The organism is Actinomycetota bacterium (assembly GCA_035697485.1).
GTDB lineage: Bacteria > Actinomycetota > UBA4738 > UBA4738 > HRBIN12 > JAOUEA01.
In genome coordinates this window covers 58,623-73,536 of sequence record DASSCU010000049.1, presented here as the reverse complement: position 1 = coordinate 73,536, position 14,914 = coordinate 58,623, and the positions used below count along the sequence as shown (strand labels likewise).

General features: G+C 71.4%; 11 protein-coding genes. 6 read left to right on the top strand and 5 right to left on the bottom strand.

The window, feature by feature from the left end; translation table 11 throughout:
* Nucleotides 1–7 precede the first annotated feature (7 nt).
* The 3 genes from VFI59_12600 to VFI59_12590 all read left to right on the top strand — a co-directional run bounded on the left by VFI59_12600 (nucleotide 8) and on the right by VFI59_12590 (nucleotide 6,850).
* The gene (locus tag VFI59_12600; GenBank protein ID HET6714536.1) at nucleotides 8–1,183 is read left to right on the top strand and encodes an exonuclease SbcCD subunit D; all 1,176 of its coding nucleotides are present in this window, start codon (nucleotides 8–10) and stop codon (nucleotides 1,181–1,183) included.
* The gene (locus VFI59_12595) at nucleotides 1,170–3,692 is read left to right on the top strand and encodes an SMC family ATPase (protein ID HET6714535.1); all 2,523 of its coding nucleotides are present in this window, start codon (nucleotides 1,170–1,172) and stop codon (nucleotides 3,690–3,692) included. Before VFI59_12600 ends, VFI59_12595 begins: the two co-directional genes overlap by 14 nt.
* Before the next feature lie 209 nt (nucleotides 3,693–3,901).
* Complete coding sequence (locus VFI59_12590; GenBank protein HET6714534.1) at nucleotides 3,902–6,850, top strand: hypothetical protein; 2,949 nt, start codon at nucleotides 3,902–3,904, stop codon at nucleotides 6,848–6,850.
* A 74-nt stretch (nucleotides 6,851–6,924) separates the two neighbouring features.
* On the opposite strand, the gene VFI59_12585 is transcribed toward VFI59_12590, so the two are convergent.
* Both VFI59_12585 and VFI59_12580 read right to left on the bottom strand, forming a co-directional pair.
* Nucleotides 6,925–8,106: an acetyl-CoA C-acetyltransferase gene (locus VFI59_12585; protein ID HET6714533.1), complete on the bottom strand. Its 1,182-nt coding sequence runs from the start codon at nucleotides 8,104–8,106 to the stop codon at nucleotides 6,925–6,927.
* Between the two features lie 48 nt (nucleotides 8,107–8,154).
* Complete coding sequence (locus VFI59_12580) at nucleotides 8,155–9,975, bottom strand: AAA family ATPase (GenBank protein HET6714532.1); 1,821 nt, start codon at nucleotides 9,973–9,975, stop codon at nucleotides 8,155–8,157.
* 172 nt (nucleotides 9,976–10,147) lie between these two features.
* On the opposite strand from VFI59_12580, the gene VFI59_12575 reads away from it, so the two are divergent.
* Nucleotides 10,148–10,540: a helix-turn-helix domain-containing protein gene (locus VFI59_12575; GenBank protein ID HET6714531.1), complete on the top strand. Its 393-nt coding sequence runs from the start codon at nucleotides 10,148–10,150 to the stop codon at nucleotides 10,538–10,540.
* The gene (gene mce, locus VFI59_12570; protein ID HET6714530.1) at nucleotides 10,537–10,947 is read left to right on the top strand and encodes a methylmalonyl-CoA epimerase; all 411 of its coding nucleotides are present in this window, start codon (nucleotides 10,537–10,539) and stop codon (nucleotides 10,945–10,947) included. The genes VFI59_12575 and mce overlap by 4 nt, the downstream gene beginning before the upstream one ends.
* A 10-nt stretch (nucleotides 10,948–10,957) precedes the next feature.
* Here mce and ccrA read toward each other — a convergent pair whose 3' ends face one another.
* On the bottom strand, nucleotides 10,958–12,199 hold the full coding sequence (ccrA, locus tag VFI59_12565) for a crotonyl-CoA carboxylase/reductase (protein HET6714529.1): 1,242 nt from the start codon (nucleotides 12,197–12,199) through the stop codon (nucleotides 10,958–10,960).
* A 99-nt stretch (nucleotides 12,200–12,298) separates the two neighbouring features.
* Nucleotides 12,299–13,222, bottom strand: coding sequence for a PD-(D/E)XK nuclease family protein (locus VFI59_12560; protein ID HET6714528.1), 924 nt, complete (start codon nucleotides 13,220–13,222; stop codon nucleotides 12,299–12,301).
* A 27-nt stretch (nucleotides 13,223–13,249) separates the two neighbouring features.
* Between VFI59_12560 and VFI59_12555 the strand changes: the two genes are divergently transcribed.
* Nucleotides 13,250–13,801, top strand: coding sequence for a DUF2087 domain-containing protein (locus VFI59_12555; protein HET6714527.1), 552 nt, complete (start codon nucleotides 13,250–13,252; stop codon nucleotides 13,799–13,801).
* 15 nt (nucleotides 13,802–13,816) lie between these two features.
* Here the strand turns inward: VFI59_12555 and VFI59_12550 are convergent, their stop codons facing one another.
* Nucleotides 13,817–14,761 (bottom strand): DUF389 domain-containing protein, encoded by a 945-nt coding sequence (locus VFI59_12550; GenBank protein HET6714526.1) that lies wholly within the window; start codon nucleotides 14,759–14,761, stop codon nucleotides 13,817–13,819.
* Between the last annotated feature and the right edge of the window lie 153 nt (nucleotides 14,762–14,914).

Below are 14,914 nucleotides of genomic sequence, written 5' to 3'. Positions count from 1 at the left end.
CCCCCGCATGAAGATCCTCCACACGTCGGATTGGCACATCGGCCGCCGCCTCGGCCGACACGACCGCACGCAGGAGTTCCGCGCCGTGCTCGACGAGGTGATCGCGATCGCCGACGAGCGAGACGTCGACCTCGTGCTCGTCTCGGGCGACGTGTTCGACCGGCCGATCCCGCCCGTCGAGGCGCTCGCGCTCGGCATCGACGCACTGCTGCGACTCGCCGAGCACCGCCCGGTGGTCGTCGTCGCGGGCAACCACGACTCCCCCGACCTCTTCGAGGCGCTCGCACCGCTGCTGCGCGATCAGGGCCGTGGCGTGCACCTCGTCGGTTCGATCAAGCATCCCGACGACGGCGGCCTGCTCGGACCCGAGTCGCTCGGCGTCGACGCGGTCGTCGCCTGCTTCCCGTTCCTGCGGGAGGGCCGCGTCGTCGATTTCATGCGCGAGGCCGGTGAGTGGTACGGCGAGTACGCGGGGCGCGTCGCGAAGGTCACCACCGCCTACAACGAGGCCCTGGTGGCGCGCGCGGGCGACTCGCTGGTGCCGATCCTGATGGGGCACTTCCTCGTGGGCGGCGTGAAGGTCGACACCGGCGCCCCCCGCGGCGAACGTGAGCTGCATATGGGAGCCGCCTATACGGCCACGGCGCAGGCGATCCCCGCGGGGCCGCAGTACGTGGCGATGGGGCATATCCACGCACCCCAGCCGGTGCCGGGCGCGCCGGTGCCAGCGGAGTACGCAGGGTCGCTCCTCTCCCTCGACTTCGGCGAGGCCGGTGAGCGCAAGCGCGTCGTCGTCGTCGACGTCGAGCCGGGCCGGCTGGCGACGATCGAGTCGGTTCCGATCACGAGCGGACGGCCGCTCGAGCGCGTGACCGGCACGTGGAGCGAGATCGAATCTCGCGCCGGCGAGCTGGGCGAGCCCTTCCTCGATCTCACGGTGCAGGTCGGGGGCGCCGACACCGACCTCGCCCGCCGGGCGGCCGAGACGTTCCCGTACCTGGTGAACGTTCGGGCGCTGCGCCCCGAGGGCCGCCGTACGGATCGCCCTCACGGCGCCGCGAGGCCGACCGACGAGGAGCTCTACGTCGAGTTCACACGCCGCGCGACCGGCGAGGACCCGCCCCCCGAGCTCGTGGCCCTGTTCCGAGAGGCGCTCGAGGAAGCCGCCGATGCGACCGCTTGAGTTGCGCCTGAAGGGGTTCCGGTCCTACCGCGAGGAGGCCGTGTTCGACTGGCGCGGCCGGCACCTCGTCGGCGTCGTCGGACCGATCGGCGCGGGCAAGAGCTCGATCCTCGAGGCGATCGCGTTCGCCCTCTACGGCAAGACCCCCACGTTCGAGCGCGACACGAAGTCGCTGATCAACCAGACCGCGAGCGAATGCCACGTCGAGCTCCGCTTCGAGGTCGATGGTCAGGTGTGGCGCGCGGCGCGGGGGCTCCGGCGCAAGGGGGCGTCCGGCCACCAGCTGCAGCGCCTCGACGCCGACCGCACCGAGGCCGTCGTGCTCGAGCCGATCGCCGGCGAGAAGCCGGTCCGCGAGCGGGTCGAGCGGCTGCTCGGCATGGACTTCGCTGCGTTCTGTCGCTCGGTGCTGCTCGCGCAGAACCGGTTCGCCGACTTCCTGAAGGCCACGCCGAGGGAACGCAACGAGGTGCTGAAGGGAGTCTTCGGGTACGAACGCTTCGACGGGGCGCTCGAGGCCGCGAAGCGACGCGTGACCGCTGCGCAGCTGCTGCTGGAGTCGCTCGACCGCGAGGGGTCGCAGCTGGCGTCGGCGCGCGCGCAGCTCGAGGTCGCCGAGCAGCGCCTCGAGACGGCGGCGACGAGGGCCGCCGCGCTCGAGGCCGTCCGGGAGCCGTACGAGCGGGCGGCCGCGTCCACCCGCGAGGCGGCGACACGCGCGAGCGAGGCGGAAGTCGCGCAAGCCCGGCTCGTGGAGGCCGCGGCATCGCTCCCGACCTCTGAGGAGATCGATGAGGTCACCGAGGCGGCGGGCGAATCCGCGGCGGCCATCGAGCAGGCGGAAGCGGCCGTCGACGCGGCCGAGGCCGCCCGTGCCGACGCCGAGGCAGCCCACGCCGCCGTCGCGGAGCGCGTCGGGGACCAGATGGCGTTCGCGTCGCTCGTGACCGAGCACGAACACCTCGTCGCTGCGGCCGAGCGTGCTGCCCTGGCGAGAGAGCAGGCCGTCACCGCGGCCCGCGAGGCCGCCGCGGCGGTGGAGCAGCTCGGTGCCGTGCACGAGCGGGCGATCGCGACGCTCGAGGACGCCGATCGCTCGCTCGAGGAGGCGGCCGAGAAGGTCGCCGACGCCGAACGCGCCCTGCACGCGGCCCGTCACGCCGACATGGCTCGCACGCTGCGCGCCGAGCTGGTCGCCGGACAACCGTGTCCCGTGTGCGAACGCGCGGTCGCGACGATCCCGAAGGCCGGACGAGCTCCGGCGATCGCGGGTGCCGAGCAGGCGCTCGATCGCGCACGCCGCGGCGAGACGCAGGCCCAGGCCGCGCACCGGTCGGCCGCCAACGACGCCACCGCCGCCGATGAGAGGCTCGGGTCGGGGCGGGACCGTGCGGAGGAGCGCGCGCGGGATCTCGAGCGAGCCGAGGAAGCACTGCGCGCTGCGGACGCCGCTCTCTCCGCGGTGCAGAGCGAGCTCGTCGACCGGCTGGGCGAGGGTGATCCCAGGGCGCTGCTGGAGGAGCGGACGCGAGAGCTGGCCGACGCATCGGCCGCGATGGAACGGACGAACGCCGCGGCCGCCGACGCGAGGGCTGCGCTCGATCGCGCCAGGCGAGTCGGTGAGAACGGGCGTGACCGCCTGAGCACGCTCGCGAACCGGATCGTCTCGGTCTGGGGGATGCTCGGGCAGGCTCGCGGGGTGGCGACCGACACCACGGCGGTCCGGTCGGCGTTCGTCGAGGCGGGTGAAGCCCTGCTCGAGGGGCACGAGCATGCCCGGACCGCGCTGGCCGCGGCACAGCAGGAGTCGCAGGCGGCGACCGGGACGATGCGCGCGCTGCTCGAGGGTGTGGGGCTGGAGCCGGACGATGACCTCACGATGGCCCTGGCCACGGCCTCCGCGGAACACGGGGCGGCCGACGAGCAGGTGCGGAGCCTGCGCGCAACGATCGACGCCGGCGCCGACCTCGACGGCCGCATCACGGCGGCCCGCACCGACCACGCCCTCGCGAGCCGGCTCGTGGCGGACCTACAGCCGTCGCGGTTCCTCGCCTTCTTGTTGGAAGAGGAACGCCGGGCGCTCGCCGAGCTCGGCAGCGTGCACTTCGAGGAGCTCACGGGCAACGCCTACCGCTTCACCGACGACGACCGATTCGAAGTGCTGGATATGAACGCGGCGGGCACCGAGCGGCGGGCGGACAGCCTGTCGGGCGGGGAGACCTTCCTGGCCTCGCTGGCCCTCGCACTCGCGCTCGCCGAGATGGTGGCCCGGGGCGGCGGCAGGCTCGACGCGTTCTTCCTCGACGAGGGCTTCGGCTCCCTCGATCCCGAGCACCTCGATCGGGCGATGGACGGCATCGGCCGCCTCGTCGCCAACGATCCCCGTCGGCTCGTCGTGCTCGTGAGCCACGTGGAGCAGATGCGTCAGACGCTCGAGGACCTGATCGTGCTCGACAAGCACGACCTCACCGGCGACACGGTGGTCGTGGCCGGCGCCACGCTCGTGTAGCAGCCGGCGCCAGGCTCGGGGCGCGGCGGTCGGCGCCAGGCTCGGGGCGCGGCGGTCGGCGCATGCCACGGCCGCACGCGTCCGGCCTAGGGCATCGAGACCCGTCCGTCCGACCGATGACAACTCCGCGAGACCGACTGAACCCCGGAGCCCGCCCTGCCGATAACCCACCCACGCAGACCAGACCCGAAACCTTGCCAGGAGCGCCAGTGGTCACCACGAAGAACGGAACGGGCATCGCCAAGATCGCATCGATCAGCCTCGCCGTGCTGCTGCTCACCGGGGTGGCCGGCTCCCTCGTGATGGGGGCTCGCGCACGCAGCGCCGCGCTCGAGGACACCGTGACCCAGGCCAAGGCGATCGCCGACGGCTCCCTCAGCCTCGTGTTCCGCCCCGACGACGTCGACGCCGCGGCCGCCGACGTGCGGGCGGACGTGCTGAGCGATCAGATCCGCAGCGTCGTGGTCGACCCCAGCGACTTCGACACCGTGACCCTGTGGTCGCCGACGGCAGCGATCCTATACGCGACCGAGGAGGGCCGCATCGGCAACCGCCTCGACGGCGAGCGCGACCGCATCCGGGAGGCGCTCCGGGGCGCTCCGCAGACGCGGATCTCGAACGGCACCGTCTCGGTGATGCTGCCGTTGCGGTTCGAGTCGGGCGTGGGTGGACCGGCGACCGTCGAGCTGACGACCTCCGACGATCCGGTCGAAGCGGCGGGGGCCCCGTGGCGCACGATGGCCCTGTTCAGCGGCTTCGCGCTCCTCTTCGTGATCGGGCTGGTCGCGTGGATCGTCCGCCGTCCCGACGAGGCCGAGCTTCCCCGTGTCGAGCAGCAGCGCACGGTCGGGCCGACCGTCGGCCCCGCGGGCAGGCGACCCGTCGCGGTCCCAGCGCCCGGTATGAAGGAGGAGGGAGACGCCCGGCGCATGGCCGAGGACCGCGCCCGTGCGGCCGAGGAACGTCTGGGCGTGCTCCAAGACCAGTACCGAAAGACCCTCGATGAGCTGCAGACGGCTCAGAACCGTCTCCGGGAAGCCACGTCGTCCAACGGCGACCCGGCGCTCGAGGAACGTGCGATGCAAGCGGAGCAGCGTGCGGCGTTGCTCGAGGACCATGTCAGCAGCGCCGACGAGCGCGCCCGAGCCCTCGAGCAGCGTTCGAGGGAGCTCGAGGACCGTGCCCGCCTCTTCGAACGCCAGGCGCAGACGACGCAGGCGGAGCTCGACGAGATGAACCGGCGTCTGTCGCAACGACCCCCCGTCGCCGAAGGTGACGCGGACGAGCGCCTCGAAGCCGCCGAGCAGGAGACGATCGGGCTCCGCGCCGAGCTCGAGGGCGCCCAGACGCAGCTCACGCTGATCCGCCGGGAGCTGGAGATCCTGCGCCCGCAGGCCGACCGCGCTCGCGAGCTCCAGGCGGAGCTCGACGCGATCCACACCGAGGCGTCGCAGGCGCGTGAGAGCTCGGCGAGCTCTCGGGCCGAGCTCACGTCGAAGTCGCAGGAACTCGAAGACCTCAGGGCCGAGGTCCGGGCGCTGCGCGCCGAGGAACAGCGCGCGGCCATGCTGCAGGACGAGCTGCGCACGGTCAAAGCCGAGCTCCAGAGCGTGACGGCGTCGCACCGCGCCGAGCTCGTCGAGCGCGAGCTCGACCTCGAAACGAAGGTCCGCGCCACCCGGGAGGAGTTCCAGGCCGAGCTTTCCCGCCTCGAGGCCCGTCACGGCGAGGAGCTCGCAGCGAAGGACGCCGACGTCACCCACCGGATCGCCGCCGCCGAGGACGCCGCACAGCAACGGATCGACGACGCCGAGCGCGAGCTCGTGGCGCGCACGAGCCGGTTCGCCAACGCCGAGGACGAGATCTCGAGCGTGCAGGCTGAGGCGTCGCGCCTCGCCGGCGAGCTCACGATCGCGCGCGCCGAGCTCGACACGACCGTCGCTCAGCTCGCCTCACAGTCTGAGGCCTTGCAACAGGCGACCGAGAATCAGCAGCTGGTGGAGCGCCAGTCGGCGGACGCCCTCGCTCGTCACGAGCGCCTGACCGCCGAGTTGGAGGCCGCCTCGCAGGAGAACGCGGACCTGAACCGGCGGCTGCAGGAGATCGAGGCGCGCCGCCAGCTCGAGCTCGCAGACTCCGAGGGTCGCGCCGACATCGACGAGATCCTGCGAGTGACGCAGGAACGCCTGGCCGGACAGACCGAGAAGCTGATCGCCGCCGAGGAGCGCGTGCACGCTCTGGAGCGCGAGGTCGACATCGCGACGACGAAACTCGATGAGACCGAGGGTGAGCTGCGTCAGCAGCAGATGGCCGCGGCCATGCGCCACCTGCGGGGCGAGGATGCCGAAGCCGGCGGCGTCGACGCGGCCGGGATGCACGTGTCCTCCGCGGTCGTCGACGGCGCCCCGATCGAGGACCGGCGCGCGACGTCGCCGTTCGTGAAGGAGCTCTCGACCGACGCGCGCAAGTCGCTGACCAGGATCCTCGGCATCACACAGATCCTCAAGCACAAGAAGGACGGGAAGGAGCAGGCCCAACTCGTGCGCCAGCTCACCGTCCACACGCGTCGCTTGGAGCACACCGTCGCCGACCTCGCCGATGCGGATCGTCTCGTGAAGGGCGAGATGGAGCTCTCGGTGCGCCGGACCGACCTGGAGGCCCTCGTCAAGCGGGTGGTCGAGGAGTCGGGCATCGACGCGGATCACGAGCTGCAGGTCGTGACCGAGCGGGTCGTGGTCGCGATCGACCAGCTGCGCACTGAGCAGATCCTGGCGGGCATGCTGCGGACATCGGGCGATCGGACGCCCCCGAAGAAGGCGATCACGGTCCGACTCGGCCCGTCGGAAGGCGGGGCCCTCATCACGGTCGAGGACCCCGAGCCCTCATCCGACGCCTCGCTCAGCCCGGTGGTGACGCGCTTCGCCGAGGCCCAAGGCGGATGGACGACGGTCGAGAGCCGCGACAACGGCGGATCGTCGTTCAAGGTGTTCCTACCCGACGGTGCGGGGAAGGAACGGGTCGCGAACGGTGCTCGTCCGGCGACGGAGGCCACCCCCGAGGCGCTGCACATCGTCGTCGACGCCGTCGAGCCGTCGTCCAGCGAGGCAGGCTCGGAGCTGGTGCAGGAACTGCACCGGCTCTCCACGGCCGAGGACTGAGCCCAGGCCGGGTCGGCGGGGCGGCGAGGGGGCGCCCCGGCGACCGTTCGGCGTGGAGCGTCGGAGGTCGCCGGTCAGCGCCGGCGCAGCACGAGGGCGTCGCCCTGGCCGCCGCCGCCACAAATCGCCACCGCCCCGAGGTCGGTTCCTCGCCTGCGCATCTCCATCGCGGCAGTCAGCACCAGGCGGGCCCCGCTCGCACCGATCGGGTGGCCGAGCGCCACCGCGCCACCGTTGACGTTCACGATCGACTGCTCGACGTCGAGCATGCGGCTCGCGTGCACGGCCACCGCCGCGAACGCCTCGTTCACCTCGACCACGCCGAGGTCGGAGGCCACGACGCCGGCCTTCTTCATCGCCCTCTCGAGCGCGAGGGCGGGCACGGTCTGCAGCGATGCGTACCGGTCCGCCGACATGCCGAAGGCGACGATCTCCGCGATCGGCTGCAGTCCGAGCTGCTCCGCCCGAGCTTGGCTCATCACGACGAGCGCCGCCGCGCCGTCGGAGATCTGCGACGCGTTGCCGGCCGTCACCGTGCCGTCGTCGGAGAACGCCGGGCGCAGGCCGGCCAACCCCTCGACCGTCGTGTCGGCTCGGATGCCCTCGTCACGCTCGATCCGGAGTTGGTCGCCCCTGCGCCGCGGCGCATCGACGGCGACGACCTCCTCGGCAAGCCGGCCCGCTTCCCAGGCGTCGTGGGCCCGGGCGTGTGAACGCGCCGCCCACGCGTCCTGTTCCTCTCGGGTGAGCCCGAGCTCGCCGTTGATCGCGTCGGTACCCTCCCCCATGTGCCGGTCGTCGAACGCGCACCACAGGCCGTCGTGGATCATCGTGTCGAGCATCGGAGAGTGCCCCAGCCGCGCGCCGGCGCGAGCCTTCGGCAGCACGAACGGGGCGTTCGTCATCGATTCCATGCCGCCGGCGACGACGACCTCCAGCTCCCCGGCACGGATCATCTGGTCGGCCATCGCGACCGCCGACGTGCCCGACAGGCAGACCTTGTTGATCGTGATGGCGGGCGTCTCGATCGGGATGCCCGCCGCCACCGCCGCTTGCCGTGCGGTGATCTGTCCCTGCCCCGCCTGCAGCACGTGGCCCATGATCGTGTACTCGATCGCATCAGGCGCCACCCCGGCACGGCCGAGCGCTTCGCGGATCGCGATCGCGCCGAGGTCGACCGCGCGGAACCCGGCGAGGGAGCCATTGAACCGTCCGATGGGCGTTCGCGCACCCGCCACGATCACCGACGTCGTCATGCGGTGAGTGTAGCCACCCGCCCGTGGTTGCCCGGTCGACGGCGACGGTCAGGGACGCGCTGCGAGCGCCTTCTCGATCACCTGGAGGATCTCGTCGCGCACGAGTTCGTCGCGGGCGATCAGGGCGTCGCGCAGGGCGGCGTGCACGTCGGCGTTCAGCTCCAGCACCTCGCGCACGCGCTGGCGCTGCTGCTCGAGGATGTCCTCGACCCTCTGGCGGCCTTCCTTGTCGGCGAGCACCTTGCCCACCAGGTTCGGGCCACCGATCGGCCCGTCGGTGATCGCATCGAACGAGATCAGCGAGCCCGCCATGCCGAACGACCCAACCATGTTGGCCGCGAGCGTGGTGGCGTGCGCGAGGTCGGCCGCGGGGCCGGTGCCCGTGTCGCCGATGCAGAGCTCTTCGGCCACGAGACCCCCGAGGGCGATCGCGATGCCGGCCTCGATCTCGGTGCGCGTGCGGGTGAAGCGCTCCTCGGAGTCGCCGTGGGCGAGCAGGCCGAGCGACGCCCGGCGCTTGATGATCGACAGCACCTCGAGGCGCCGGTTCTGTCCCACGAAGTAAGCGACCGTGGCGTGACCCGCCTCGTGGGTGGCCACGGCCTCGCGGTCCTGCTCGGTGTAGACGACCGGCTGCTTCAAGCCGATCTCCTCGTTGAACTTCGCCTCGAGCACGTCGTCGAAGTTCATGTCGCGCCGACCCTCGCGCAGGGCCACGAGCAGGCCTTCGTCGAAGAGGTGCTCGATCATCACGGGCGTGTATCCGAACGTCTCGTACGCGATGCGTTCCCGCATCGAGCGGTCGTCGAGCTGTTCGTGATGACGCTTGCGATCGAGGAAGTAATCGATCAGGTCGAGCCGGCCCTGCTTCGTTGGCACGTCGAAGTAGAGCCGGCGGTCGAACCGACCGGGACGCACGAGCGCCGGGTCGAGGGCGTCGCCGCGGTTGGTCGCCGCGATCAGCAGGATGTTGTGGTACTCGGACTTGATCGGGGTGAGCTGCCGGTCGCTCGGCAGGTACGCGTTGATCCATCCGATCATGCGGGCCCGCATCCGCTTGCGCAGCGGCGGCTGGTCGAACGACTGCAGCTGGATCAGGAGCTCGTTCACCATCGAGCCGCCGTCGCCCGAACCCATGAACGCCTCGGCGGTTCGAGCCATGCCACCCTCGGGTGCCGCCTTGCTCACGCCGCCCCGCGCCATGCCGATCGCGTCGATCTCCTCGATGAACCCGATCGCACCCCCTTCCTTGCGCGCGGCCTTACGGAGGGCCTTGAAGAACGAACGGATGCGGTAGGCGGTCATGCCCTGCCACATCGACTGGAACGCCGGCGCCGAGATGAACAGGAACGGCACCCCCGCCTGCTTGGCCATCGCCTTGGCCAGGTAGGTCTTGCCGGTGCCCGGCGGGCCCTCGAACAGGATGCCCCGCCGGGGCGTGCCACCGAGCTCGTCCCTGAACGTGGCGTAGCCGAGGAAGACGTCGAGCGACCGCACGACCTCGTCGACCTGGGTGTCGAGCCCCTTGATGTCCGTGAGGGCCGATTCCACCTGCTCGGGATAGACCGTGATGTGCGGCGACTTCCCGTTGATCAGGGGCAGGGCCACCATGATCATCACGGGGATCAGGATCAGCAGCGGGAACAGCAGGAAGACCCATCCGTCGGGCAGCGACGGCAGCGTGAGCGGATTGCCGCTCGAGTAGCGGCGGAACAGGTACCAGTCGACGAGGAAGACGATGACGATCGCCCGCACGACCCGCTTGAGTTTCGTGCGCTCGCGCTGACGGAAGACGTCGGCGCGACCCTTCTGCAGGAGCATCGACCCTTCCAGCAGGGTCGTGGCGTCGGCCGGTTCCTTGTTCGACAACGGGCAGCTCCTCACGCTCGCGTGGACTCGGTCCCCCTCGGTGACACGCCCCGAGGGGTCCACCCTACGCCGGGTAGCCTCCCCCGGGCATCGGTCCTTCGGCCCAGAAGGCCCATCGCCGGTCGTGGCATCGGACCCGGGTCCCAGGTCGGAAGCCGTTACAGTGCAGCTCGTGGCCCGGAAGAAACATCCGCCGATCAGCAACGACGACCGCGCGGTGATCGGCGCCCTGCTGCGGGAGGTTCGCCGCGCCGCCGGATACCGATCGGCCGAGATCGCCGCTGCCGCGCCGCGGTGCCCCGCGTCGCGCCAGACGATCTACGCGTATGAGCGGGGCGGGTTGGTGCCATCGCTCGTGCAGTTCCTCGAGCTCGCCGAGTTCTACGTGCTAGGCCCTGCTCCGGTCACGTCGGGCGGCAGGAAACCCGAGGCGGATCTGCGCGCCCTCGGCGTGGCAGCGGTGACTCGCGTGCTCACCCTCCCCGCCTACCACGTGTCCGAGGCCCACGACCTGATCGCCCGCATGCAACCGCCGCTCGGCCGCCACGACGGGCACCGCTCGTGACGATCGAGCTCGTCGAGATCGATCACGTGGGCATCGCCGTGCCAGACCTCGACGCAGCGGTCGAGGAGTACCGGCGCCTGCTCGGCGTCGAGCCCTCGCATCGCGAGCGCGTCGAGGACCAGGGCGTCGAGGAGGTGCTGTTCCCCGTCGGCTCGTCGTTCGTGCAGCTGCTGGGGGCGCTGGGACCCGACGCGCCCGTCGGACGATCGCTCGCCAGGCGCGGCCCGGGCCTGCACCACATCGCCTACCGCGTCGACGACCTCGCAGCCTCGCTCGCGCACCTGCACGGGGAAGGCGCCGAGCTGATCGACGAGCAGCCCCGGCCGGGGTCGCGCGGCACACTGATCGCATTCGTGCACCCGCGCTCGATGGGCGGCGTGCTCGTCGAGCTCGTGCAGGAACGCTGAGAGACCGGCGCTAGGGAAGGTCGGTCAGGCCTTGCCGCGGGACGTTGATCAGCACGCTCACGTTGCCCTCGGGCAGCGCCCCGTCGCCCATCAGCTGGTGCACGTGGCCAGCCTGATCGTACGGGTAGACCGAGCCCAGCGTGGTCGTCACCTTGCCGTCGATCACGAGCTGGTTGAAGGCCGCCGCCTGCTCGTCGTTGAACAGGTGCGACCCCTGGTAGCGCTTCTGCATCGTCCAGAGGTAGCGCACGTCGACCATCGTGTCGTAGCCGCTCGTGCCGGCGCAGATCACCACCATGCCGCCCCGGTCGGCCACGAAGATCGACGTCGGGATCGTGTCCTGGCCGGGGTGGTCGAAGACGATGCGCGGCGACGCCTTCTCGCCGAGCACGTCCCAGATCGCCTTGCCGAACGCCTTCGCGCCCCCGAACCAGTCCTTCCACTCCGCGCTGTCCCACGCCGGCGGCACGCCCCAGTGCGAGAAGTCCTTGCGGTTGACGAATCCGACCGCGCCGAGTTCCTTCGCGTACTCGCCCTTCTCGTCGCTGCTGACGACCGCGACCGCGCGACCGCCGGCGTTGGCCACGAGCTGCACCGCCAGCGACCCGAGTCCCCCGCTCGCGCCCCACACCAGCACCACGTCGCCGGGCTCGACCGTGTGCGGCGGCCAGCCGAACAGCATGCGGTAGGCCGTCGCACCGGTGAGTGTCGGCGCGGCGGCCTCCTCCCACGTGAGGAAGTCGGCCTTCGGCAGGCATTGGTGCGCCTGCACCTTGCAGAATTGGGCGAACGAGCCCCAGCAGGTGTCGTATCCCCACACCCGGAAGCTGCCCGCGAGCCCGGGATCCTTGCCGGCCGTCACCCACGGGTCGTCGAGGTTCCACTGCCCCGCGTGCACCACGACCCGATCGCCGACCTGCACGTCGGTCACCCGGTCGCCCACGGCGTAGACGACGCCAGAGGCATCGGATCCGACGATGTGGAAGTCGGTCGGCTCATCCCAGCGGGCCTGGGTCTTCGTCACGTCGACCGGCACACCTCGGGCCGCCCAGACGTTGTTGAAGTTCACGCCGGCGGCCATGACCATCACCAGGGCATCGTGCGGCCCGAGATCGGGCACGTCGATCACCTCGCTCCGGATCGCATGCTCGGGCTCGCCGTAGTGATCGGGGCGCACCAGTTGCGCGTGCATCTGCGCCGGCACCTCGCCGATCGGCGGGATCTCACCGAGCGCGTACAGGTCCTTGCCCATGGGTCTCATCCTTCTCGGTTCGTCGGTCAGCGGTTCTTACGGGGAACGGGTGCGCGCATCCTATCGTCGGCCCGCGGGCGACGCCCCGCGGGTCGGCCGCTACACCGCCGAGGGCAGCTCGGCGACCGGGCAGACGGTGACCCGGGGGCACCAGCCGCAGTAGGCGCCGGGCGTGAGCGCCGGTTCGCGCCCGTTCGAGAGAGCGGCGGCGGCGCGCACCGCGGCGATCGCGCGGTCGGCGGCGTGCACGAGGAGCTCCTCGGTGACGTCCTCGGCCTGCCACGTGCCGCTCTCGAGGAACAGCGACGCCGCACGGTAGGGCGGCACCCCGAAGCGCAGCGTCATCACGAGCGCGTAGAACCGCATGTCCTCGGCGAACTCCGGGAACGCCGACCCCGTCTTCAGGTCGACGACGAGCCGCGTCGCGCGGTTCGGCTCGAGCCGGTCGGGTGTGCCCAGCACGAGGTCGATCTGACCGCTGAGGACGAGATCGCCGCCGAGCAGCTCGGCCCGCACTCGCAGTTCACTGATCGGCGAGAGTTCCCGACGAAGCGGCTTGAGCGGCGGGAACGACCCCTGGAACAACGTCACCCGCCTCGCCACCTCCATCAGCGCGTCGTCCTGCTCGGAGGCCGGGAGCTCGCGCCAGTACTCCCCGAAGCGTTCCTCCCGCTCGAGCACCCGGCCGACGGCGACCTGGGCGATCTCGTGCGGATCCATGCCGTCGCGAGCGCCGACCTCGACCTCGATCGCCTTGTGCAGGAGCACGCCGTGAGCGCTGCGAGCCGAATGAGCGAAGGGCGGCGCCTCGCCGGCGAGCACGGACCGGAACAGCCCCTCGCATCGCTGGTGCTGGTTGAGCTTCTCCTTGCCGAGCCACAACGGCTCGGCCAGCTCGAGCTCGCGGACGGCGCTCTCGATGCGGTCGCGGAGCCGCTGCGCGAGGTCTGCGGGGAACGTCGGGCGGTCGCCGGTGCCGATCAGGCCCTCGAGGGTGCGCCGCTGCGGATCGGTGAGCTGCACCGCGCCATGGTATGCAGGGAGACCGACATGGCTGAGACCCCCGACGAGATCCTGCGGGCGCTCGCCGACCCGCAGCGCCTGGCGATCGCCGGCATGCTGGCCGGCGGCGATCGCGCCGCCGACGAGCTCGCGGCGGCCGCAGGCATCACGTTGGCGAGGGTCCACAAACACCTGAACCGCCTCACCGCGACCGGGGTCGTGCGCGTCAACGACGATCGCCACACGTACCGGCTGGACCCCGAGACCCTGCGCTGGGCGGCCGAGCAGGTGGGACCTCCGCGCGACGCCGGCCTCGCCCTCGGCGCCGCGACCGACGACGAGGAGACCGTGCTGCGCACGTTCTTCCGGAACGGACGGCTCACCGAGATCCCCGCGAAGGAGTCGAAGCGCCGCATCGTGCTCGAGCGGATCGCGCTCGAGTTCGAACCCGGCCGCCACTACGACGAGCAGCAGGTCAACGCGATCGTGGGCCGCTTCTTCAACGACTATGCCGCGCTGCGCCGATACCTGGTCGACGAGGGATTCCTCGACCGGGAGGGCGGCGTCTACTGGCGAGCGGGGGGCAGGGTCGACCTCTGAGGGCTCGCGGACTCGTCATCGACGCCGCGACGCGTCGCGGACAGACCTGCCGGCGATCGAGTGCCCGCGATGGAGCTGTACCCAGAGCGTGAGCGAACCGGCGACCGCGAGCGCCAGGAGGTTGGCCGCGAGTACTACCGCGGCGCCCACCATCCGATCCCAGTCCCCGAGGCCGAGCGTGACGCCGATCGCGGCCGCCGCCGGGATCGTGGTGACCGAGATCGCCACGCCGACCGCCGACGCGGCCTGGCGTTCGATCGAGAGCATCGCGGCCACGCCGGCGGCGAGCGCCACGATCACCGTCGCGAGGGACGGCTGGGTGACGAACGTGGTGAGCACGTTGTCCCCGAGATCTGCCTGGATGATGTCTGCGAGGTCGGCCAGCCGCACGAGCAGCCCGGCGACGAGCGCGGCGGCGGCGAGCCCGGCCAGCAAGGTACTCACCCCGACCAGCACGGTCCGCCGCTCGTGCGCGACGAGCCCCACACAGATCGCCGAGAGCGGGAGCAGGTCGGGACTGATCGCCATCGCGCCCACGATCAGCACCGAGGAATCCTCTCCGACACCGATGCCTGCCACCGCTCCCGCGGCCGCCATGTACGCGAGGTACGTCGACGACAGGCGCGCGTTCTCGCGGGCCTCGTCGACGACCTCCTCGACGACGATCGCGTCGGCCGACGCATCCCAGTATCCGATCCGGTCGTCCTCGACCGGCATCACCTCGGTGCGGTCCTCACGCACGAGCGCGACCGCGCCCGGACGTTCGATGCGGAGACGGCGCAGCCGTTCGACGACCTCGTTCGCGACGATCGGCTCGACCGAGGCGGTGAGGAGGTCGTCGCCGTGCTCGACCTCGGCCCGGGGTAGATGCACGAGGTCGTGCAGCCCGTCGACCGCGCGCAACGTCGCGATCGCGGCGTCGGCTCTCTCGGGCGGCACGAAGATCCGCAGGTGGAGCACGGCCGCATCATGCCATCATCGCGCGGACCGACGTCCGCCTCGGCCGGGTGGTCGACGCCCCCACCGACCCGATGCTAGGGTGCCGGGGTGCCGTCGCCGGCACCTCCCTTCCTTCCCAACGCTCGGTGACGCGTGGCCGTACGTACTCGACCC

What these genes read in the sequence shown, in the direction of transcription:
- ccrA (HET6714529.1), bottom strand. Translation starts at nt 12,199, where the DNA reads ATGGGCAAGGACCTGTACGCGCTCGGTGAGATCCCGCCGATCGGCGAG.
- VFI59_12585 (HET6714533.1), bottom strand. Translation starts at nt 8,106, where the DNA reads ATGACGACGTCGGTGATCGTGGCGGGTGCGCGAACGCCCATCGGACGG.
- VFI59_12555 (HET6714527.1), top strand. Translation starts at nt 13,250, where the DNA reads ATGGCTGAGACCCCCGACGAGATCCTGCGGGCGCTCGCCGACCCGCAG.
- VFI59_12595 (HET6714535.1), top strand. Translation starts at nt 1,170, where the DNA reads ATGCGACCGCTTGAGTTGCGCCTGAAGGGGTTCCGGTCCTACCGCGAG.
- VFI59_12600 (HET6714536.1), top strand. Translation starts at nt 8, where the DNA reads ATGAAGATCCTCCACACGTCGGATTGGCACATCGGCCGCCGCCTCGGC.